The sequence below is a fragment of the Streptomyces sp. NPDC021225 genome (assembly GCF_044332865.1).
Lineage (GTDB): Bacteria > Actinomycetota > Actinomycetes > Streptomycetales > Streptomycetaceae > Streptomyces.
Genome location: NZ_JBIRPV010000001.1, coordinates 997809 through 1017781, shown reverse-complemented (window position 1 = coordinate 1017781; position 19973 = coordinate 997809). Strand labels below are relative to the sequence as shown.

General features: G+C 70.8%; 20 protein-coding genes, 1 tRNA gene and 1 pseudogene. 12 read left to right on the top strand and 10 right to left on the bottom strand.

What is annotated here, in order from left to right:
* The first annotated feature begins 111 nt into the window (after window positions 1-111).
* The 4 genes from ACH4S9_RS04695 (at window position 112) to ACH4S9_RS04680 (ending at window position 4348) form a co-directional block, all read left to right on the top strand.
* On the top strand, window positions 112-2094 hold the full coding sequence (locus tag ACH4S9_RS04695; protein WP_398369794.1) for an FAD/NAD(P)-binding protein: 1983 nt from the start codon (window positions 112-114) through the stop codon (window positions 2092-2094).
* Between the two features lie 42 nt (window positions 2095-2136).
* Window positions 2137-2616 (top strand): DoxX family protein, encoded by a 480-nt coding sequence (locus tag ACH4S9_RS04690; RefSeq protein ID WP_311722790.1) that lies wholly within the window; start codon window positions 2137-2139, stop codon window positions 2614-2616.
* 276 nt (window positions 2617-2892) lie between these two features.
* On the top strand, window positions 2893-3567 hold the full coding sequence (locus tag ACH4S9_RS04685) for a VTT domain-containing protein (protein ID WP_358844034.1): 675 nt from the start codon (window positions 2893-2895) through the stop codon (window positions 3565-3567).
* Window positions 3568-3658: 91 nt separating this feature from the next.
* Window positions 3659-4348: a lytic transglycosylase domain-containing protein gene (locus tag ACH4S9_RS04680; protein WP_385341809.1), complete on the top strand. Its 690-nt coding sequence runs from the start codon at window positions 3659-3661 to the stop codon at window positions 4346-4348.
* On the opposite strand, the gene ACH4S9_RS04675 is transcribed toward ACH4S9_RS04680, so the two are convergent.
* Window positions 4349-5131 (bottom strand): alpha/beta fold hydrolase, encoded by a 783-nt coding sequence (locus tag ACH4S9_RS04675; protein WP_311722787.1) that lies wholly within the window; start codon window positions 5129-5131, stop codon window positions 4349-4351.
* A gap of 335 nt (window positions 5132-5466) precedes the next feature.
* Between ACH4S9_RS04675 and ACH4S9_RS04670 the strand changes: the two genes are divergently transcribed.
* Window positions 5467-6294, top strand: coding sequence for a PP2C family protein-serine/threonine phosphatase (locus ACH4S9_RS04670; protein ID WP_311722786.1), 828 nt, complete (start codon window positions 5467-5469; stop codon window positions 6292-6294).
* Window positions 6295-6379: 85 nt separating this feature from the next.
* Window positions 6380-7387: an MASE1 domain-containing protein gene (locus ACH4S9_RS04665; RefSeq protein ID WP_311722785.1), complete on the top strand. Its 1008-nt coding sequence runs from the start codon at window positions 6380-6382 to the stop codon at window positions 7385-7387.
* 3 nt (window positions 7388-7390) lie between these two features.
* Here ACH4S9_RS04665 and ACH4S9_RS04660 read toward each other — a convergent pair whose 3' ends face one another.
* From ACH4S9_RS04660 to ACH4S9_RS04645, 4 genes are all read right to left on the bottom strand, one after another.
* On the bottom strand, window positions 7391-8767 hold the full coding sequence (locus ACH4S9_RS04660; RefSeq protein ID WP_398369789.1) for a hypothetical protein: 1377 nt from the start codon (window positions 8765-8767) through the stop codon (window positions 7391-7393).
* A 22-nt stretch (window positions 8768-8789) separates the two neighbouring features.
* Window positions 8790-9293 (bottom strand): hypothetical protein, encoded by a 504-nt coding sequence (locus ACH4S9_RS04655; protein WP_398369787.1) that lies wholly within the window; start codon window positions 9291-9293, stop codon window positions 8790-8792.
* A 210-nt stretch (window positions 9294-9503) separates the two neighbouring features.
* Complete coding sequence (locus ACH4S9_RS04650; protein WP_398369785.1) at window positions 9504-10892, bottom strand: hypothetical protein; 1389 nt, start codon at window positions 10890-10892, stop codon at window positions 9504-9506.
* A gap of 291 nt (window positions 10893-11183) precedes the next feature.
* Window positions 11184-11408 (bottom strand): RidA family protein, encoded by a 225-nt coding sequence (locus ACH4S9_RS04645; RefSeq protein ID WP_385341818.1) that lies wholly within the window; start codon window positions 11406-11408, stop codon window positions 11184-11186.
* 195 nt (window positions 11409-11603) lie between these two features.
* Between ACH4S9_RS04645 and ACH4S9_RS04640 the strand changes: the two genes are divergently transcribed.
* Window positions 11604-12008 carry a hypothetical protein gene (locus tag ACH4S9_RS04640; RefSeq protein WP_398369783.1) on the top strand — a complete coding sequence of 135 codons (405 nt, stop codon included), beginning with the start codon at window positions 11604-11606 and terminating at the stop codon, window positions 12006-12008.
* Between the two features lie 64 nt (window positions 12009-12072).
* Here the strand turns inward: ACH4S9_RS04640 and ACH4S9_RS04635 are convergent, their stop codons facing one another.
* On the bottom strand, window positions 12073-12846 hold the full coding sequence (locus tag ACH4S9_RS04635) for a VWA domain-containing protein (protein WP_311722779.1): 774 nt from the start codon (window positions 12844-12846) through the stop codon (window positions 12073-12075).
* A gap of 158 nt (window positions 12847-13004) precedes the next feature.
* Between ACH4S9_RS04635 and ACH4S9_RS04630 the strand changes: the two genes are divergently transcribed.
* Entirely contained in the window at window positions 13005-13697 is a 693-nt protein-coding gene (locus ACH4S9_RS04630) for a restriction endonuclease (protein WP_398369780.1), read from the top strand.
* Between the two features lie 80 nt (window positions 13698-13777).
* Here the strand turns inward: ACH4S9_RS04630 and ACH4S9_RS04625 are convergent.
* Window positions 13778-13849: transfer RNA gene (locus tag ACH4S9_RS04625), tRNA-Val, on the bottom strand.
* Between the two features lie 300 nt (window positions 13850-14149).
* On the opposite strand from ACH4S9_RS04625, the gene ACH4S9_RS04620 reads away from it, so the two are divergent.
* The 3 genes and pseudogenes from ACH4S9_RS04620 to ACH4S9_RS04610 form a co-directional block, all read left to right on the top strand.
* A complete protein-coding gene (locus tag ACH4S9_RS04620) occupies window positions 14150-15454 on the top strand; it encodes a hypothetical protein (RefSeq protein WP_398369778.1) in 1305 nt (434 codons plus the stop codon).
* Window positions 15455-15556: 102 nt separating this feature from the next.
* On the top strand, window positions 15557-15781 hold the full coding sequence (locus tag ACH4S9_RS04615; protein WP_311722776.1) for a zinc ribbon domain-containing protein: 225 nt from the start codon (window positions 15557-15559) through the stop codon (window positions 15779-15781).
* A gap of 132 nt (window positions 15782-15913) precedes the next feature.
* Window positions 15914-16471: pseudogene (locus tag ACH4S9_RS04610) on the top strand (DUF4383 domain-containing protein); the annotation flags it as partial.
* Between the two features lie 250 nt (window positions 16472-16721).
* On the opposite strand, the gene ACH4S9_RS04605 reads toward ACH4S9_RS04610, so the two are convergent.
* From ACH4S9_RS04605 to ACH4S9_RS04595, 3 genes are read right to left on the bottom strand one after another with little or no spacing between them, the layout of a single operon-like run.
* Entirely contained in the window at window positions 16722-17333 is a 612-nt protein-coding gene (locus ACH4S9_RS04605; RefSeq protein WP_358844056.1) for a class I SAM-dependent methyltransferase, read from the bottom strand.
* A gap of 59 nt (window positions 17334-17392) precedes the next feature.
* Complete coding sequence (locus ACH4S9_RS04600; RefSeq protein WP_311722774.1) at window positions 17393-18046, bottom strand: response regulator transcription factor; 654 nt, start codon at window positions 18044-18046, stop codon at window positions 17393-17395.
* Entirely contained in the window at window positions 18037-19209 is a 1173-nt protein-coding gene (locus ACH4S9_RS04595) for a sensor histidine kinase (RefSeq protein ID WP_398369775.1), read from the bottom strand. The genes ACH4S9_RS04600 and ACH4S9_RS04595 overlap by 10 nt, the downstream gene beginning before the upstream one ends.
* A gap of 134 nt (window positions 19210-19343) precedes the next feature.
* Here ACH4S9_RS04595 and ACH4S9_RS04590 point away from each other — a divergent pair, with 134 nt between their 5' ends.
* Complete coding sequence (locus ACH4S9_RS04590) at window positions 19344-19967, top strand: DedA family protein (protein WP_311722772.1); 624 nt, start codon at window positions 19344-19346, stop codon at window positions 19965-19967.
* The last annotated feature ends 6 nt before the right edge of the window (window positions 19968-19973 follow it).

Below are 19973 nucleotides of genomic sequence, written 5' to 3'. Positions count from 1 at the left end.
CGTGATGAGCACCACAACGGAGGCCGGAGTTCCGTACCACAGCGCGATTCGCCGGAACCGAGCGGCATGATGGGCGAATCCTGAGTCACATCTGCCCCGGGAGACACAATCTTGGCCGGAGACCCCCACGCCATAGCCGTCGTCGGTGCCGGTCCCCGCGGCACCAGCGTGCTCGAGCGGCTGTGTGCCTCGGCCCCTGAGCTGGCGCCCGGCGCACGGCTCACCGTTCACATGGTGGATCCGTCCCCGCCCGGCGCCGGCCGGGTGTGGCGTACGGCCCAGCCGGGCGAGCTGCTGATGAACACCGTGGCCTCGCAGGTGACTCTGTTCACCGACGCGAGCGTCGAGTGCGAGGGCCCGGTGCGCACCGGGCCGAGCCTGCACGAGTGGGTCGCGGCCCGTGGGCTCGCCCCCGGCCTCGGCCCGGACGACTACCCCAGCCGCGCGCTGTACGGCCGCTATCTGGAGTGGGTGTTCGCGGAGGCGGTGCGGGGCGCGCCGGACTCGGTGACCGTCCGGGTGCACCAGACGCGCGCCGTACGGCTGGAGGAGAGCGCGGACGGCGAACAGACGCTGACCCTGGAGGACGGCACCCGGCTCGAGGGGCTGCGGGCGGTCGTGCTCGCCCAGGGCCATCTGCCGACGGTGCCGGACGAGGCGGAGGAACGGTTCGCCTCCCACGCCGAGTCGCACGGGCTGCGCTACTACCCGCCCGCCAACCCGGCGGACCTCGACCTGTCGCCCGTCGCGCCCGGTGAGCCGGTGCTGCTGCGCGGCCTGGGCCTCAACTTCTTCGACCACATGGCGCTGCTGACGGTCGGCCGCGGCGGCAGGTTCGTGCCCGGCGACGGCGGCCGGCTGGTCTACCGTCCCTCGGGCCTCGAACCGCGGCTGTACGCGGGCTCCCGGCGCGGCATTCCGTACCACGCGCGGGGCGACAACGCGAAGGGGGCGCACGGGCGGCACCATCCGCTGCTGCTGACGCCCGAGGCGATAGCCCAGTTCCGCAAGCGCGCGGAATCCGGCGATCCGCCGGACTTCGTGACCGAGGTCTGGCCGCTGGTCGCGAAGGAGGCCGAGACCGTCTATTACGAGGCGCTGCTGGAGCAACGGAGCCGGCGGCAGGACCAGCGGGGCCTGCCGGGTGAATCGAGCCAGCCGGGTCAGCCGGGGCGGCCGGGATCTACGGGCCGCACGGGTTTCAGGGGGCGCTTTCTGGCCACCGAGCACGGTGGGGCTGAAGAGGCGGCGGTGCTGGACGATTTCGGCATCAAACCGGCCGACCGCTGGTCCTGGGACGCGGTGGCCCACCCGCACCAGGGCCGGGATTTCACCGGCCGGGAGGACTTCCGGCGGTGGCTGCTGTCGTACGCGCGCGAGGACGTGGCGCACGCCCGCCTCGGGAATGTGTCGGGCCCCGTCAAGGCGGCCCTCGACGTCTTTCGCGATCTGCGCAATGAGCTGCGGCAAATCGTCGACCACGGCGGTCTGTCGGGGCTGTCGCGCCGCGCCCATCTCGACCGCTGGTACACCCCGCTCAACGCCTTTCTGTCGATCGGCCCGCCGCGCCGGCGCATCGAGGAGATGGCCGCGCTGATCGAAGCGGGGGTGCTGGACGTGCTCGGTCCGCATCTGGAGGTGTCCGCGGAGGCCGCCGCGGCGCCCGGGGATTGTCCCGGTTTCGTCGCCCGCTCCGCCCGGGTGCCGGGCCCCCCGGTGGTGGCCACGACGCTCGTCGAAGCACGGCTTCCGGAGCCCGATCTGCGGCGTACGGCCGACGAGTTGCTGGCCCGCCTGCTGCGTACCGGAGCGTGCCGTGCGCACCGGGTGGAGGGGTACGAGACGGGCGGCCTGGACGTCACCCCGAGCCCATATCGCCTGGTGGACGCGGAGGGCCGGGCCCATCCGCGGCGCTTCGCCATCGGGGTGCCGACGGAGGGCGTGCACTGGGTGACGGCGGCGGGAGCGCGGCCCGGGGTCAACTCGGTGACCTTGTGCGACACCGATGCGGTGGCCCGTGCGGCGCTGCGGGCGGCGGTGTCAGAGTTGGCGGAACTTGAACTTGCAACAAAAGGTGAGGGGAACCTAACCTGACGGTTCCGTTGCTTCCCGTCCCCGGAACAAGGAGTCGTCCCCATGCCTCCGTCCGCCACCCCCCAGGGCCTCGCCGACCGACTGGACGGTACGAGACCGTACGTACTCTCCCTCTTCCGCATAGTCGTCGGCCTGCTGTTCTTCTGCCACGGCGCCTCCTCGCTCCTGGGCTGGTTCGGCGGCCTGATGGGCACCGGCAGGACCGTCGACGCGGGCACCTGGCCGGGCTGGTACGCGGCCGTGATCCAGCTCGTCGGCGGCGGCCTGGTCATGCTCGGCCTGGGCACCCGCAGCGCGGCGTTCATCAGCTCGGGCTCGATGGCGTACGCCTACTTCCACGAGCACCAGCCGGAGAAGCTGTGGCCCATCCAGAACGGCGGCGAGGCGGCCGCGATGTTCTGCTGGGCGTTCCTGCTCATCGTCTTCACCGGCCCCGGCCCCTGGGCCCTCGACCGCTTCCTGGGCTCGACGCGCCAGACGGTCACGGCCCCCGAGACGCGCCGTCAGCCCACCGCCGTCTGAGCCACCGCCCGAATCACCGCCCGAGCCACCACATGAACCACGCCGCCTGAGTCGGCGCCGCCCTAGCCGAAACCTCAAGCCGCGTTCACGCGTTATGCGGGGGTACCTCCCCTTCGTCACCGGGGGAGGCAACCCCCGCGCAACGTGATTCGAACAACATCAGCGCCCGTTACCGCTATCCTCTCCTGTCACAGGCGTACGCTGTATGGCTGTGAATGCCGTCCGCCGCTCCCCACAGCGGCGACACGGCTGGGGGGAACCGGATCGGGAGAAGCGTTGTTGGAACATCTGGGGGCGTTGACCAACACCCCATGGATTTACGCGGTTGTCGGCATCTCTGTTCTCCTCGACGTGTTCCTCCCCGTCCTGCCGAGCGGTGTTCTCGTCATCACGGCGGCCACCGCGGCCGCCGGAACCACCGTGGACGCGGTGGGCGTGGTGCGCGTCCAGGCGGGCGCCGCCGACTTCTCCCAGATGCTCGCCCTCGTGCTGTGCGCAGCCACCGCCTCGGTCCTCGGCGACATGGTCGCCTTCCGGCTGGCCTGGCGCGGCAGCGACCGCCTCGACCGCGCCATCGCCCGCTCCCGCCGACTCACCTCCGCCCAGGAGAAGTTGGGCACGGCGCTGGTCCGGGGAGGCGGCACGCTGGTCGTGATAGCCCGCTTCGCGCCCGCGGGGCGCTCGGTCGTCAGCCTCGGCGCGGGCGCGGCGCACCGCCGGGTCAAGGAGTTCCTGCCCTGGTCCGCGGTGGCCGGACTGGCCTGGGCCGCCTACAGCGTGAGCCTCGGATACGTCGGCGGCCAGTGGCTCGGCGCCACGTGGCTGGGCACGGCGGTCTCGGTGCTCGCGCTCTTCGCGGCGGGCGCGGGCGCGGCGTATGTGATGCGGCGCCCCGCCGAAGAGAAGCCGCTCCCGGCCCAGCCGGCGGCGGGCGCGGCGGGACAGCCCTGACGGCACGGCTGCGGGGCACAGGAATTCCGGACCCGGCCCGGAAATCCCGTTACCGTCCCCTCATGCGTATCCCCACCCCGCCGGCCCCCGCATGGTGACCCGCCGCAGCCGTACGACCGGCACCCTGGTCGGCAGCGCCCTGCTGATCGCCGCCGCGCTCCTCGTCGTACGGCAGTTCACCGGCCCCTCGGAGCCCGAGCTTCCGACCATCCCCAAGGCCGAGCGCCCGGTGGTCGAGGCGGCCGCCCGCACCTGCCCCAAGGTGAGCGTGCCGCTGCTGGCCGCGCAGATCCACGCGGAGAGCGACTGGCGGCCGGACGCCGACTCCGGGCACGCGCAGGGCATCTCGCAGTTCGCCCCGGAGACCTGGAAGGAGTGGGGCCGCGACGGGGACGGCGACGGCAAGGCCGATGTCTGGGAGCCCAAGGACGCCATCCCCTCGCAGGCGCGCTACATGTGCCATCTGTACGGCGTGGTGAAGGACCTGCCGGGCGACCCGACCAAGCTGGCGCTCGCCGCGTACAACGCCGGTCCGAACGCGGTCCTCAGGGCCCGCGGGATCCCGAGGATCGCCGAGACCCGCGAGTACGTGGACCGCATCCTCAACACGCTGCTCCCCCAGTACCGCGAGAGCGAGGCGAAGTACGCGGCGGCGCATCCGTCCCCCTCACCTCGTCCTGCACGCTCTTCCGGATCCGGATCCGGATCCGGATCCGGATCCGGATCCGGTTCCGGGACGGGCTCGGGGCCGGGGCCCGAAGCCGCCGCACCCGGCCCGTGATTACGCGTCCGCCGTGATGAAGTCCTCGACGGCGCGCACGAGTTCCAGCGGGGCCTCGTCGGCGGGGTAGTGCCCGGCGTCGGGCAGCTCGACGAGGTCGGCACGCGGATACCAGCGCAGCCAGGTCAGCCGCATCAGCTCCGCCGTGAGCGCCGGGTCATGTGCCCCGACCACCACCCGGACCGGCACCCGGGCCCCCACGATGTCCTCGTGGAAGTCCTCCAGGGCCCAGGAGTCCAGCCAGGCCCGGAACGCCTTGGCGTCGCTCTGTTCCAGCGAGTGCCTGACCATCAGGTCGAGCCAGGCGGCCGGGTGGCGGCCGCCGGTGGTGTAGTCGATGATCGCCCGGCGGCTCTCGGGGCGCTCGGCGGCGGATGTGAACAGCCGCCACTGCTCGCCCTCCATCGGCATCCCGCTCGCGGGGACGGGCGCGACCCCGAGCAGCCGCTCGACCCGGTCGGGGGCGGCGGCCACGACGCGCTGTACGACGGCGCCACCCATCGAGTGCCCGAGGAGTGAGAACCGCTGCCAGCCGAGGTGGTCGGCGAGCGCGAGCAGATCGCGGCCCGCCTCGCCGGTGGTGTACTCGCCGGGGATGTCCCGCGCCTCCCCGTAGCCGCGCAGATCGGGGAGTGCGTAGGTGAAGGCCCGCCGGTCGATGTGCGGCAGCATGGCGGCGTAGGCGGCGCGGTCCGAGAACCAGCCGTGCACGGCCATGATCCGGCGTGGTCCTTCGCCGACGAGCTCATACGGTGGAACGAGGGGTGGAACGATCGGTCCCATGGCACCTCCGGTCCCAGTCGAGGACGGGCGCGCGGCGCGCGTGCCCGTTGCCGCACAACGGTGGCGTCAACCGGCGGCCTCGGCAAGGCCGCTGCGCATATGCGTAGCCGGGCCTGACTGTGACCTGACAGAGAGCTGGTCGCCGCCCCGCTCACGTACGGGCCGCTCCCGCTCACGTACGGTGCGGACAACCGGCACGGATGGCGATGTCCGCGCCGCCCTCCCCGGCCCGCCGGCGGCTCCTTCGGCCGTGACCGCGCGTAACAACCGCGCGTAACATAAGACCCGGGCAGAGCTCCTCCGGCCATCGCCGGGAGGTGCCCATCGGAGCACTGATGAACCGCCGTCGCACCACCTCGCACGAGAGCACCGAAGAGGCGCTGCGCTCCCTGGGGCGGCTGACCGCTCAGATCCTCGAGCGGATCAAGCTGCAACAGGCACGGGTGGAGCTTGCCGCGGCGCTCCAGCGCCATATGCTGCCCACCGAGCTGCCCACACCCCCCGGACTGCGGGCCGCGGCCCGCTACACGCCCGCCCGCGACGGGCTGGACGTCGGCGGCGACTGGTACGACGTCTTCGCGCTGCCCGGCACCGCCTCGATCGGCTTCGCCATCGGCGACGTACAGGGCCATGACGTGGAGGCGGCGGCCTTCATGGGCCAGGTCCGCACGGGGCTGCGCGCCATCGCCGCCGCCACCTGCGACCCGGGCGAGGTGCTGCACGGCGTCAACGAGCTGCTCATCTCGATGGGCACCGACCTGTTCACCACCTGCACCTTCCTCCGCTTCGACCCCGCCTCGGGCGAGCTGGCCTGCTCCCGGGCGGGCCACGTCCCCGCGGTCCGGGCCTCGGCCGGCCGCCCGGCCGAGGTCGTCTGGGACCCCGGGGGCCTGCCGCTGGGCATCCAGCCCGGCGAGACCTATCCGGTGACCCGGCACCTGCTGACCCGGGCGGGAGCCTTCGTCCTGTTCACGGACGGCGTGGTGGAGGGCCCGTCCTACCCGATCGACCGGGGGCTGGCGGAGGTGTCCCGGCTGGTCGGCGCGGGCTACGACGACGACGCGGAGGAGCTGGCCGCGCGGGTGAGCAAGGTCGCCGACCGCACCGGCCACTGCGACGACGCGGCCGTGCTGGTGCTCCGCCACGACGACGTACGCCCATGAGCGCCGCGCCGCCGTTCCTCCGTGTGGCGGACGCCGCGCCACGGCTCTGCGTGTCACCCGCACCCGACTACGACCACGCTGTCTGATGGCCGCTGTGGCAGGCGACGACTGGATCCGGCGATACGGCGCCACGGGTCTGCGGATCGTCGCCGTCGCGGCGGCCTACTACGCCGGGGCGCGGATCGGGCTGCTCCAGGAGCTGGTGCGCGGACAGGTCACCCCGCTCTGGCCGCCCACCGGCATCGCCGTGACCTGCCTGCTTCTCCTCGGCCTGCGCACCTGGCCGGGTATCACACTGGGCGCCCTCGCGATCAACGCGCCGATCGGCCCGACGGTCCCCGCGGTCGTCGCGATCGTGGCGGGCAACACCCTGGCCCCGGTCTGCTCGTACCTGCTGCTGCGGCGGATGGGGTTCCGTACGGAGCTCGACCGGCTGCGGGACGCGCTGTCGCTGGTCTTCCTCGGCGCGCTGGCCGGAATGCTGATCAGCTCCACGGTGGGCACCGGGGTGCTGGTCCTCGAGGGCGGGCTCCCGGCCGACGAGTTCTGGTCGACCTTGTCGGTGTGGTGGACGGGGGACGCGATGGGCGTCCTGGTCGTCACACCGCTGCTGCTGGTGCTGCGCAGGGCCCGGGTGCCGCGCCACATCCCCCCGTACCGGTGGGCGGAGGCGGTGCTGCTGGTGCTGAGCACCACCGCCGTCGCCCTGCTGGCCACGCACTCCGTCAGCAGCCTGCTCTTTCTGGTCTTCCCGTTCCTGATCTGGGCGGCGCTGCGCTTCCAGCTGGCGGGGGCCGCGACGTGCGCGCTCATCGTGTCGGTGATCGCGATCCAGGCGACGGCGGCGGGCGTCGGCCCGTTCGCGGGGCATACGCTGCTGGCGCGGATGGTCACCTTGCAGGCGTTCAACGGCTCGACCGCGCTGACCGCGCTGCTGCTGTCGGCGATCATCACGGAGCGGAACCGCACCCGGCAGCAGATCGAGCAGATCTGCACCCAGCTCGCCGAGGTGGTGGTCCGGCTGGCGCCCGGCGAGGCACTGCGCCAGTGGCCGCCGCCCCGCCAAGGCGACCACCCGCCGGACCCCCCGTAGCCGTCAGCCCTCCGGCTTCCGCGGCTGAGTCAGGTCGCGCCACTGAGTCGAGCTGCTGCCGTGCATATTGAATTCCTGGGCGAGGCCGGTCTGGTGGAGCCCTTGCATCTGCGCGCCCGTGACGGTGACGCCCGCGATGTCGAAGGACGTGTCGTCATCCCAGTTGTATCGGTCCCAGACATTCACCTGGTAGTCGAGGGACACCTTGGGCTTCCCGTGTTCATCGGGCACCACACTCACGACTCCCGAATTGTTCACCATCGCGTGGCCGACGGCGAAGTTCCAGTCGCGGTCGCTCTGCTCGTAGCCCTCGGCCTTCGTCTCCACCGGAATGGACACTGTGCGGCCGCCGGACTCCTCGAACGCTTTCAGGGCCTTTTGCCGCCACTCGTCCTCATGCTTGGCGAGGTTCTCCGTGGCGGCCTTCCGAAATCCCTTGTCCTCGTCCCACATACGGTCGATGTCCAGATCCAGCGGCTTTCCGGACCCTCCGAGGTAGTGGGCCAACGCGCGGGCCCCCTGGTCGTAGCCCGCCAGCCCGCCGCCCTTCGCCATGGCCTTCGCCTCGAGCTGGAACAGATAGTCCTTGTAGCCGGGATCGCGCGAGTGGAACTTCCCGGATCCCACATCCGCCGGCTTCCACTTGTACTGCGGGTCCGTGATCCCGGCGGCCACCAGCCCCAGCGCGTCGGCATCCCAGACCCGGCCGCGCAGTTCCGGGCTGAGGCCGTCCCAGATCCTGCGCAGTTCGGCGCGCTGGCTGGGGTTCACCTCTTGGCCCAGCGCGGCAAGGTCGATGGCCCGGTCGACCTTGGCGTCGTCCAGGGAGTGATACCCGGCGTGGCCCGCGTTGTACGGGTCGCCGCCATGGCTCTTGGCCAGCGCGGCCTTGACGATGCCGTCGACCTCGACGGCCCGGGCGAGGTTCCGGTTGACGCGGTTGGCGTATGCCTGCTGGGTGTCCAGCTGAGTTTGCGTCCGCGTTCCGTCGTCCGCGGGCGAATGGGGGTAGAAGAAACGCACCGTGCCGTCGAAATTGTCGGCGAGCCGGAGTCCTTCGTCCTGCGCCTGGGCGACGGTCGACTTGACGCCGGCCTGGATCTCGGTCAGCTGGGAGTGCGCGTCGTCCAGGACGCTCCAGATGCTGCTGGCTTCCTTGTGCAGATCCTCGAACTCTTTCGCGGTCTTGGCGACGAACTCACGCGTGACGGTCGCGTTGAGCCCGGCCCATCGCGCGCCTTCCGACTTCTTCAGCAGACCCGAATGTGCGTTGGTCATGAGCGTCTTCAGACGGTCGACGGCACACTTCCAGTCCGTGACCGCGGTGCCGAGCTTCCCCAGATCAGCGCCGATGAGATCCGCGTAGGTGAGAGCCCCCATCGTCTTTCCCCCGTCGCTTCCGCTACTTCACCGACTTGGATATCTCGGAGACACTCACGGCCGACCCGTCCCGGTTGCGCAAGGAGGCCGCGATCTGCGCATCGTCGTTCCCGTGAGCCTTCTTCGAGTAGTCCAGGTGATTGGAGATATGGGCGCACATCTGGAGCACGGTCTTCACCTGGGAACTCCAGACGGACACCGTGGTGCTCAGCGCGCCGCCCATGGTGAAGTTGTGGTCGCTCAACGCCTTGGCCGCCTGCATGGACGACCCCACGCCGTCCTTGTCGGCCCCCGCCCCGGCGATGTCGGCCACCTTCTGCAACTCTCCGTGCAGGACGAAGGCCTCATGGCCGACGGCGCCCAAGTCGTCCTGGCGCACGACCAGATCGGAGCCCCCGCCGCCGCTCGTGGCCGAAGCCCCTCCGCCGCCACCGACGTCCGCGGGAAGCTGGTTGAGCCGCGTATGGGCGCTCTGCTGCCCGGCCGCGTCCGCCTTGAGTTGAGACCACTCGCTGTCGAATGACATTCCCCGTTACCTCCTGTAGAGGACATCCGCGCATCCGGTGCCGCGGCCGTTCCTCCCCTGGCCACACCGCACCCACAACGCAGATCAAAACGCATGGTAGCTGAATCGGATGACATCACTCCGGCTACGGCCGGGCAAGATTCGCGCCTGCCCCGGCCCGGGCCGAAGGAAGAGGCGCGGGACTGCGGGCCCGGGCCGGGTCGCCGGGTCCTAGACCTTGGGCCCCGGCCCGTCGTACACGCCGTCCGGCCCCGGCTGTCGGTAGTCGTAATGCGTCACCGAACTGCTGCCGCGCATGTCGAAGTCCTCGGCCAGCCCCGCTTCCTGCAGTTTGGCCAGGTCCGAGTCGGGGCGATCCGTCAGGTTGGGCTCGCTCTCGTTCTGGCTGTATCGATCCCAGACGTTCACCTGATAGTCGAGGTAATACTCGGGCTTCCCATATTCGTTGAGCTTCGCCGTCATCGCGCCGGACACGTTGAACGTTCCGGTGCCGACGGCGTCACGCCAGTCCTGGTTACCAAAACCGAAGATCTGGCCCTTCGTTTCCACCGGAACGGTGACGGTCTGCGCCCCTGACTTCTCCAGCTCCTTGCGCGCCTGCTCCGCCCACGTGTCCTGATGGTCGACGATGGCCCACTCGACGTCTTCGTACATGGGAGGGTCGTCGCGCAGCATGCTGTCGACGTCCAGATCATCAACGGGGGTTCCCGTGTTCGAGAGGTAGTGCTCCAGAGCCTGGCCGCCGTGGCTGAGTCCGTTCAGTTTGTCCCACGCCACCTTGCTTTTTGCCTCGAACAAGGTCCAGCGATCGCCCGCCGTCGGCTCTCTCCATGCCCACCCCGGGTCGCCCTTGATCGTGGACTTCCACTTGTACTTCGGGGAGATGACCCCGGCATCCATCAGCTTTACCCGGTCGGCATCCCACAGTTGGCCGCGCGATTCCGGGCTGAGCGCGTCCCAGAGCTTCCGCAGCTCGGCCCGCTGCTTGGGGTTCGCGTCCTTGCCGAGCGAGGCGAGCGCCGTCGCCCGGTCGAGCGCGACGTCGTCGAGCGAGTCGTACCGGGTGTGCCCGGCGTCGTAGGGGTCGCCGCCGTGAATCTTGGCCAGCGCGCCCTTGACCAGGCCGTCGATCTGGATGGCCCGGGCCATCTTCGCGTTGACGTGGCGGTTGTACTCCTGCTGGACCTCCCGGTCCTTCGGGGAGTACGTCCCCTCGGTCGCGAGCGGGTAGACGAACTTCACGGTGCCGTCGTAGTTGTCGGCGACCTGGAGCTTGATTTCCCGCGCCGCCGCGACGGTCGACCTGATATTGGACTGGATCTCGGTCAGCTGGGAATGAGCGTCGTCCAGGACGCTCCAGACGGCGTGGGCCTCCTTGTGCAGATCCTCGAACTCTTTCGCCGTCTTCTTGACGAATTCACGCGTGACATCCGCGTTGAGCCCGGCCCACCCGGCCCCCTCCGACTTCTTCAGCAAGCCGGAACTCGCGTCCTCCATCAGCTTCTTCAAACCGTCGACGGTCGACTTCCAATCCGTGACCGTACTGCCGAGCTTCCCCAGGTCGATTTCGACCATATCGTGGTAGGTGAGACCGCCCATCGACTTTCCCCCGTCGCTCCATCGGCTTGGATATCGCGCAGACTAGCCGAACCGGATGATCTTGTTCCGGGCCCTGGAGCGAGGGAAGAACGGGACATTACAGAGCCAATCCGCCGCGACAACTGGCGTATGCGCAGGTAAATGCGCGGCGCCGGATACTGGCTGAACTTCTCCTGAACTGATACGGGTCAAACTTCACCAAGAGTTCAGCGGCTCAGACCGTATCCGGCTGTCAGGGCTGCGCGGCCACCCCGTATCCGCCATCCACCACAGCCCGCTCCCCCGCGCCGCTCAGACTTCCGCCACCGCGTCGATCTCGACGAGCACACCCTCACGCACGAGCTGCGCCACCACGGTGGTCCTGGCGGGCAGCGGCGAACAGTCCGCGAAGAACTCCCGGTACACGCGGTTGAACTCCGGAAAGTTCTTCCTGTCGCTCAGATAACACGTGCACTTGACGATGCGCTCCTTACTGCTGCCCGCCGCCTCGAACACGGCGACGAGGTTGCTCAGCACCCCGCGGACCGGCCGGGCAGGACCGGCCCAGCGGAGGCACACGATGAGCGACAGCGGACTTATCTCCGGTGCAGCAGAACTGATCCAGAGACGTGGCAGGAAACGCTGGTTCCCCGGCGGAACACATGTGAGGATTACTCGTGCCCGGTTGCGTGGAATCCGAAACCGGCCGCTCGAAAATATAGTTGGGAAACAATGCGTACACATAAGGCTGCGTCCTGCCTGGTCATCATGGTAGCCCTGCTGACAGGCTGCTCCGACGACAGCAAGGCGGGCGACAGCACGGCGACTGTCGAATTCAAGGTGACAGGGGATTCACCGGCCAGCGTATACATCCCTGGCATCAAATACACCGGCGGGGACAGCAGCGGTCCCAGCAGCAAATGGGATGTGGATCTCGATTCCGTCAGGACTCCGTGGTCCCAAAAGTTTCAGGTGAAGCCCGGAAGGTCGCTGTCGCTGCAAACGGGTTCAGTGAATCCGAAGACGGGAATCGGCTGCCAGATATTCGTCAACGGAAAGCTCGTGGACGAGGATACGAAGAAGAACAAGCCCGGCTCCACCCTCGTCGCCCAGTGCAAGAGCCACGTCCCCATGTGATCGTGGGTGAGGTCGGGGGCGGCCGCGGCCTCGCCCTCTTGCGCCCCTTCCTGGCCGCCGGTTCTCAGTCCTTCACGATGCCCGCGTCGCGAGCGGCGCTCAGCCACGACGGGAACTCGTGAAGCAGCTGATCGTAGAGATCCGCGTCGGAGAGCGCCTTCGGTGACGGCCCGGCAGCGAAGAACCCCGCGTTGTCGACGACGCGTCGGCTCGGCACAGGAAGGTCGTCGAGCTTGCGGAGGAAGCGGAACTCGTCGTCGCCGAACCCGACGAACTGCCAGAAGATCGGCAGCCTCGCGGCCGAACACAGCATGCTCTGGGCGGCCGCCTTCGACGTGGGAGAACCGTCGGTCTGGAACACCACGAACGCCGGATCGCCGGCTCCGCACGACTGGTAGTGGTCGATCACGGCCCGCATGGCGAGGTGGTAGTTGGTGCGCCCCATGTGGCCCATCGAGTCGTGCAACGGGTTGATCCGGTCCCGATAGTCATCGAGGCCGATCTCAGCGGTCCCGTCGACGCCGGTGGAGAAGAAGACGACCGGCACGACCCCGTCGTCATCGAGGTTGGCCGCGAGAGCGAGAGTCTGCTCGGCCAAGTGCTGTACGGAGCCGTCTCTGTAGTACGGACGCATGCTCCCGGAGCGGTCCAGAACCAGGTACACCGCGGCACGCCGCCCGGCGACGCCGCGCTTGGCCAAGGAGACCGCAGCCGTCTTGTACAGGCTGACCAGCCCCGGAGCCCGGGCCGCGACCTTCTCCAGGCTGATCGCGGCGGAGGGTGCCTCGGCCGGCTTGCGGTAGTCGATTGCGGGGCGCTTGCGATAGTCGATGGCCATGCGGAGTGATTGTTCCCCACCCGGCCGACCAAAGCCGCACCGCACCACAAAATCACGCGCCTTCAACGCCACACGACTGAGCCCTGCCCCGCACCGGCCCCCTTGCCGCGCTGAGCCACCGCTCCCCACACTGCCGGGTACGCGTGGGAGGGGGAGAGATGGCGGCACGACGACGACGCACATGGTCATCACGGCGGTTCAAGGCACAGTTACGCCGCTGGGCGTGGGGCATCGGCGCCGTGATGCTGCTGGTGTTGGCCTTGGCGTGGAAGACGGTGTGGCCCTACGCCGTCGGGGCGGTCCTCGCGGCATCGCTCGGCGGGCTCGGCTGGTGGCTGCTGAGAGCCCACCGAAACGCCGTGTCCGGTGACCGCGCCTGGCAGGCCGGCGAGGAGCGCAAGGCGCGGGAACTGGCCATGTCCGATGTCGACGCGATGACCTGGCAGCGGTTCGAGCTGTACGTCGCGGAGCTGTGCCGCCGCGACGGCTGCACCCGGGTCGTGGTGTCCGGGAAGACCGGCGACCTGGGCGCCGATGTCATCGGGTTGATGCCGGACGGGCGGCGGCTGGTGATCCAGTGCAAGCACTACGCACGCCACCGCACCGTAGGGAGCGGCGAGATGCAGAAGTTCCTCGGCACAGCGAAGGCCGAGCACGGCGCGGACATCGCCGTGTATGTCGCCACCTGCAACTTCACAGCGGCGGCGGGGAAGCTGGCCGTGAAGCACGGGATCTTCGCCATGCACCGGGACCTGCTCGGGGCCTGGGTCCGAGGCTCCACGCTGGAGTCGCTGATCCCGCTCAACGGGACAGGAGGCGGACCGCCGCGCGGCCGCCGCCCGGCCCGGTAGCCGACTCTCCTCGTGAAGCGGCCCCCCGATCCGCTTGGATCGGAGGGCCGGAGCAGGCTCTCACCTGTGGTCAATCACTGTGGGCGCAGACGGGTTCGAACCGCCGACATCTGCCTTGTAAGGGCAGCGCTCTACCGCTGAGCTATGCGCCCGGGAGGAGGTGCCAGCCTACCCTGTCCGCGCCACACCGCCGCAATCCAGTGGGTGAGGGAAAGAACGGGCCTGATCGCGAACCATCCGTCATGCCTGTTCGTCAGTGACGGGTGGGAGAATGACAGCCGGGCCTGGGGCGATCCATGTGGGAGAGGGAAGTGGCGGCGACATCCGCGCAGTCTGCACGTCCAGTACGTCGTCCGCGTCCAGGGCATGGTCGGGGTCCAGTGCGTCGCCTGCGGGCGGGGTGGCGGCCGCGGGGGCTGGGGCGGCGGGTGGTCGAGGGGGTTGTGGGGGGTGTGGCGCTGGTGCTGGCGCCGCTGCCGTTGCTGGTCGCGGTGGTGCCGGTCACCTTCGCGGGGGGCGGGGCCCGGCGGTGGTTCGGGGGGCGGGGGGAAGGACAGCGGGCGCAGGCGCAGGCGGCGAAGGACGAGGCCGCGGCGGCGTTCTATGAGCTGGACACCGCGCAGCGCGACCTGCGGATCTCGATCGAGACGATCACGGCGGTCGACGACTCACCGGCCGCCCGGCGGGCGAAGTCCGGCTTCGAGTCGCTCGGGGAGCGGATCGACCAGGTCAGCCGGGACTACATCACCGCCGTGGACAGCCATGACCTGGACCGCGACGACCTGGACGCCGGGGCCGCCTCGCGGGCCCGCGCGGATCTGATCCGGGCGAAGGACGAGCTGCGGCGCACCAAGGCGGATCTCGACCGCTTCGAGCAGGGGCTCGGCCCGCTGCTGGCGCAGGCCGAGACGCAGCTGGCCCGGCTGGCGCCCGCCGTGGAGCGGGCGCGGCAGGCGCTGCGCGCGGCGAGTGACGCGCTGGACGCGGTGCGGGGGTCCGGGCTGCGGGCAGACGACCTGGCGGCGCGGCTGGCCGCGCTGGCGCCCGAGCTGACCAAGCTCAACGAGGGGGCGGGCCGCCACGGTGTGCAGGAGACCATCCGGCGCGCCGACGATGTGCTGCGCCGGGCGGAGGCGGTGCGCGGCGAGGCGGAGCGGCTGCCGGAGCGGGCCGCGGAGATCGACCGGCGGCTGGTGTCGCTGCGTACGCGGGCCCAGGCGATCACCACGCGGGCGGAGGGCGTCGGGCCCGTACTGAGCGAGTTGCGGCGTCGCTACAGCGCGGCCTGCTGGCAGGATCTCCAGACCGTCCCGGAGCAGGCCACGCGGGATGTCGCGCAGGCCGAGGCCAAGCTCAAGGAGGCGCGCGAGGCGCGGGGCGAGCAGCGCTGGGCGGATGCCACCGCCCTGCTCTCCACCGTACGGGCGCTGCTGAACACCACGGACGAGGCGGTGTCGGCGGCCGGGGACCGGCTGCGGCGGCTCGACGAGGTGTCGTTCGACCGGGGCAAGGAGGTCGAGCGGACGCGCTTCGCGATCCGGGACGCGCAGCGGCTGGCGATGGCCGGGCGCGACACCCCCGACCCGCGCCACGCCCGGCCGCTGGACGCCGCGGTGGAGCGGCTCGACCGGGCGATCGCCGGGCTGGAGGGTCGGCACCCGGACTGGTGGCACTTCCTGTCCGAGACCGAGGCCGTGCGGCAGACCGTCGGCCGTGTGGTGCAGGAGATCCGTGAGGAGCGCGCGGGCGAGCACTGATCCCCCGGCCGTCTGCTTGTTTCCGGCCGTGCCCGCGCCGACCTGCTGTTTCCTGCCTTTTGTGCGCTGTTGGGGCGCGCCGTGCCTGGCTATGCTGCCCCTATGCCTCGCTACGAATACCGATGCCGCGCCTGTGGGACCACCTTCGAGCTGAACCGGCCCATGGCCGAGTCCTCGGCGCCCGCGTCCTGCCCGGACGGGCACGACGACACGGTGAAGCTGCTCTCGACGGTCGCCGTGACCGGCACCTCCTCCGCCCCGGCACGGACCCCGGCCGCAGGTGGCGGCGGTGGCGGCGGGTGCTGTGGCGGGGGGTGCTGCGGCTGAGGTTGAGCGGGGCGCGGCGGGGGCGGATCCTGGGAGAGTACGTACGCAGGTACGGCCTCGACCGCGCAGCGCACAGCTCCGCGAGGCCGGGGCCTCCCCAAGCGGCAGCGGTAAGCCCGAAGGAGGCCGGACATGGCTACGGGCCACCCCTCCCCCATCGGTCCCCACCCGGCGGGGATCGGACGCCACTTCCCTGAGCGGATCGGCGTCCGCACCAAACTCGACGAGCATCTGCCGGTCGACCACCGGCTCAGCCAGATCTACCGCGTCGGTGCGGGCCTGGTGGGGCTGATCCTGGTCGCCTTCGGCATCCTGGGCCTGGTCCACAAGATCGGCTTCTTTGACACCGGCGGCGCCTCCGTCGCCGGGCTGAACACCAACGGCGCGCTGAGCGTGCTGTCCATCATCATCGGCGTGCTGCTGTTCGTCGGCATGGTCATCGGCGGCAACTTCGCCTCGACCCTCAACATCGTGCTCGGAGTCGCCTTCCTGGTGAGCGGTTTCGTCAACCTCGCTCTCCTGGAGACCTCCTTCGACTTCCTGGCCTTCCGCCTCCAGAACGTGCTGTTCAGCTTTGTGGTCGGCCTGATGCTGATGTGGTTCGGCATGTACGGGCGGGTCAGCGGCGGGCTGCCGCACGACAATCCGTACTGGCAGGCCCGCCACCCCGACCTCGCCGAGCGCGAGGCGCACGTCCGGGAGGTCCAGGCCGGTCGCGGCGGTGGCGGTCAGCCGCCCGGGAAATGGGGTCGGCTGGATCAGGGCCCCGGTGCCTCCTCCGAGCGTCGGTCCGACGAGCCGCAAGAAGGCGGGCCGCAGGAACGCGGGCGGCAAGAAGGCGGGCCGCAGGAAGGCAGGCGCCAAGCGGACGCGCGCCAAGAAGACGCGCGGCAGGAAGGCGGGCGGCGGCACGCCCGGCGGCTGCTCCGCCGCCGCAGGCTCAGCGGCGGCGCGCCAGGGTCAGCCCATCCGCGACCGTCAGCATGACCGCCTCCACCCGGGTGTCGGCGGCCACATGCTCGTTGAACGCCTTGATCGCCGCGCCCGAGCCCGTCGCCTCCGGGTCGACGACGGACCCGTGGAAGAACGTGTTGTCCGCGACGATCAGCCCGCCCGGGCTCATCCGCACCACCAGCTCCTCCCAGTACGCGATGTAGTTGCCCTTGTCCGCGTCGAGATAGGCCAGGTCGATGTGCGGCTCGGTCGGCAGCGCCCGCAGCGTGTCCAGCGCGGGCGCGATCCGCAGGTCGATACGGTCCGCGACCCCGGCCTTAGCCCAGGCCTCGCGCCCGTACGCCGTCCACTCCTCCGAGACGTCGCAGGCGATCAGCCTGCCGCCGGCGGGCAGCGCCTGCGCCATCGACAGGGCGGAGAAGCCGGTGAAGGTGCCGACCTCGACGATGTGCCGGGCGCCGGTCAGCCGCACCAGGAACGCCAGCAGCGGGCCCTGCTCCTGGGCGGACTGCATGCCCGCGTAGTCGGGCAGCCGGGCGTGTGTGACCTCGACGAGCTCGCGCTGGACCGAGTCGAGCGGCGGATTGTGCCTCAGCATGTAGCCGTACAGCTCGTCCGTGATCGGCGTGCTCTTGCTCTCGGCCAACGTGGCCCCCTTCAGCTTCCCAGGTAACGCAGTACAGCCAGCACGCGGCGACTGTAACCCGAACTGGCAGGGAGTTCGAGCTTGTCGAAGATCGCGTTGATGTGCTTTTCGACGGCGCTCCGCGAGACGTGCAGCCGCTCCGCGATGGCGGTGTTGGCGTGGCCCTGCGCCATCGCGCCGAGCACGTCCCGCTCGCGCGGGGTGAGCCGGCTGAGGGGGTCGGTGTGGGTGCTGCGGGCCAGCAGTCTGCGGACGACCTCTGGGTCGAAGGCGGCGCGGCCCGCCGCGACCCGCTCCAGGGCGTCCAGGAACTCGTCGACCTCCACCACCCGGTCCTTGAGCAGATATCCGACCCCCGCGCCGCCGTCCTCGGAGGTGAGCAGCTCGGTCGCGTACCGCTTCTCCACGTACTGCGACAGCACCAGCACGCCGATGCCGGGGTGCAGCCGCCGGATCTCCAGCGCCGCCCGCAGCCCCTCGTCGGTGTGCGTCGGGGGCATCCGTACGTCGACCACCACCGCGTCCACGTCCGGCTCCAGCGCGACCGCCCCGACCAGCGCCGTGCCGTCGCCCACCGCCGCCACCACCTCGTGGCCCTCCTCGGCGAGCAGCCGCACCAGGCCCTCGCGCAGCAGGGTCGAGTCATCGGCCAGGATCACGCGCATGGCAGCTCCGCGCTGACCGTCGTGGGTCCGCCGGGCGGGCTGACCACCCGCAGCCGGCCGTCCAGCGCCGCCACCCGCCGGGCCAGCCCCAGCAGCCCGCCGCCCGCCGGGTCCGCGCCGCCCCCGCCGTCGTCCGTGACCCGTACCAGCAGCCCGCCGCCCACGTGCCCCACCTCCGCCTCCCGCCAGGTCAGCGCCACCGTGACCCGCTCCGCGCCCGAGTGTTTGATCGCGTTCGTCACCGCCTCGGCGACCACGAAGTACGCCACCGTACGGACCGCCTCCCCCGGCTCCGCCGTCAGACCGTACTCCAGCCGCACCGGGACGGCCGACCGCTCGGCGACCGCCTCCAGCGCCGCCCGCAGCCCGGCCTCGTCCAGCGCCGTCGGGTACACCCGCCATGCCACCTCGCGCAGATCGGTCAGCGCCGCCCGGCTCTCCTCATGCGCCTGGACGAGCAGGGCGCGCGCCTTGTCGGGGTCCTGGCTGCGGCGGGCCCGGCCGAGCAGCATGCCGAGGGCGACGATCCGCTGCTGCACCCCGTCGTGCAGATCGCGCTCGATACGGCGGCGCTCGTCGTGCACGGCGTTCACGACCCCGGCGCGGCTGGTGGACAGCTCGTCGATCCGGCGCCGCAGCGCGTCCCGGTGGCTGGGGCCGAGGAAGTGGCGGGCCAGCTGCCCCTCCAGGATCGCGACGCCGACGATGCCCTGGAGGGCGAGGAAGAGCAGAAAGAGCCCGCCGATCGCGGAGGTGGTGATCGTGATCCACTCACCGTCGCGCATGATGAACCAGCCCCACAGCAGCAGGCTGCCGTACGCGGCGCCGACCGCCACAGCCAGCAGCACCAGCCCGCCCAGCAGCCCCAGCGACCAGCGCGCCGCCACATACTGGCGGGCGCCGCGGTCGTCGTAGTCGGCCGAGATGTCATGGCCCATGAAGCGGGCCAGCCGACGCCGCTCGGCCTCCGTCAGCCGCCGCGCCCCGGCCGTCACCGTGCGCAGCACGCACCGCCGGGCGGCCGGCCACCCGCCCGGCCAGGTCCGCACGCACAGCAGGGCCAGGCCCGCCACGGCGACGCACACCAGCTCCACGAGGGCGGTGCCCGCGCCGGTCAGCAGCCCGCCCGCCAGGCGCAGCCCGCGCCGTAGCCATCTCCCCATGAGCGGCCACGTTAGTAGCGAGCGTCGGCCCGCACACTGAGGATTTCCGCAGGTTGTGGCTGTGGTGCGCAGCCGCGGGGCCGGGTGGGCGCCCTCATGGTGGCGGGGCGGCCGGCTTTCTAGCGTCGTCGGACATGAGCGACCGGATCACCGACTGGGCCACTGGCCTGATGGACACCCTGGGCGCGCCCGGCGCGGGCGCCGCCATCGCCCTGGAGAACCTCTTCCCGCCCCTGCCCAGCGAGGTGATCCTGCCGCTGGCGGGATTCGCCGCCGCGCAGGGCGACATGAACCTGTACGCCGCGCTGCTGTGGACCACCGCGGGCTCGGTGTTCGGGGCGCTCGCCCTGTACTGGGTGGGCGGGCTGCTCGGCCGCGACCGTACGGTCGCGATCGCCGCGCGGCTGCCGCTGGTGAAGGTGGCAGATATCGAGCGGACGGAGCGGTGGTTCGCCCGGCACGGCACGAAGGCCGTCTTCTTCGGGCGCATGGTGCCGATCTTCCGCAGCCTGATCTCCGTACCCGCCGGGATCGAGCGGATGCCGGTGCCCGCCTTCCTCGCCCTGACCACGCTCGGGAGCCTGCTCTGGAACACGGTGTTCGTGCTGGCCGGGTACGCGCTGGGGGACAGCTGGCAGGAGGTGACGGAGTACGTGTCGGTGTACTCCAAGGTGGTGGTGGCTGTGGTGGTGCTGGGGGTGGTGGCGTTCGTGGGGGTCAGGGTCCTCCGCCCGGGGCGGGGGAGGCGGCGGGGCTGACAGGCG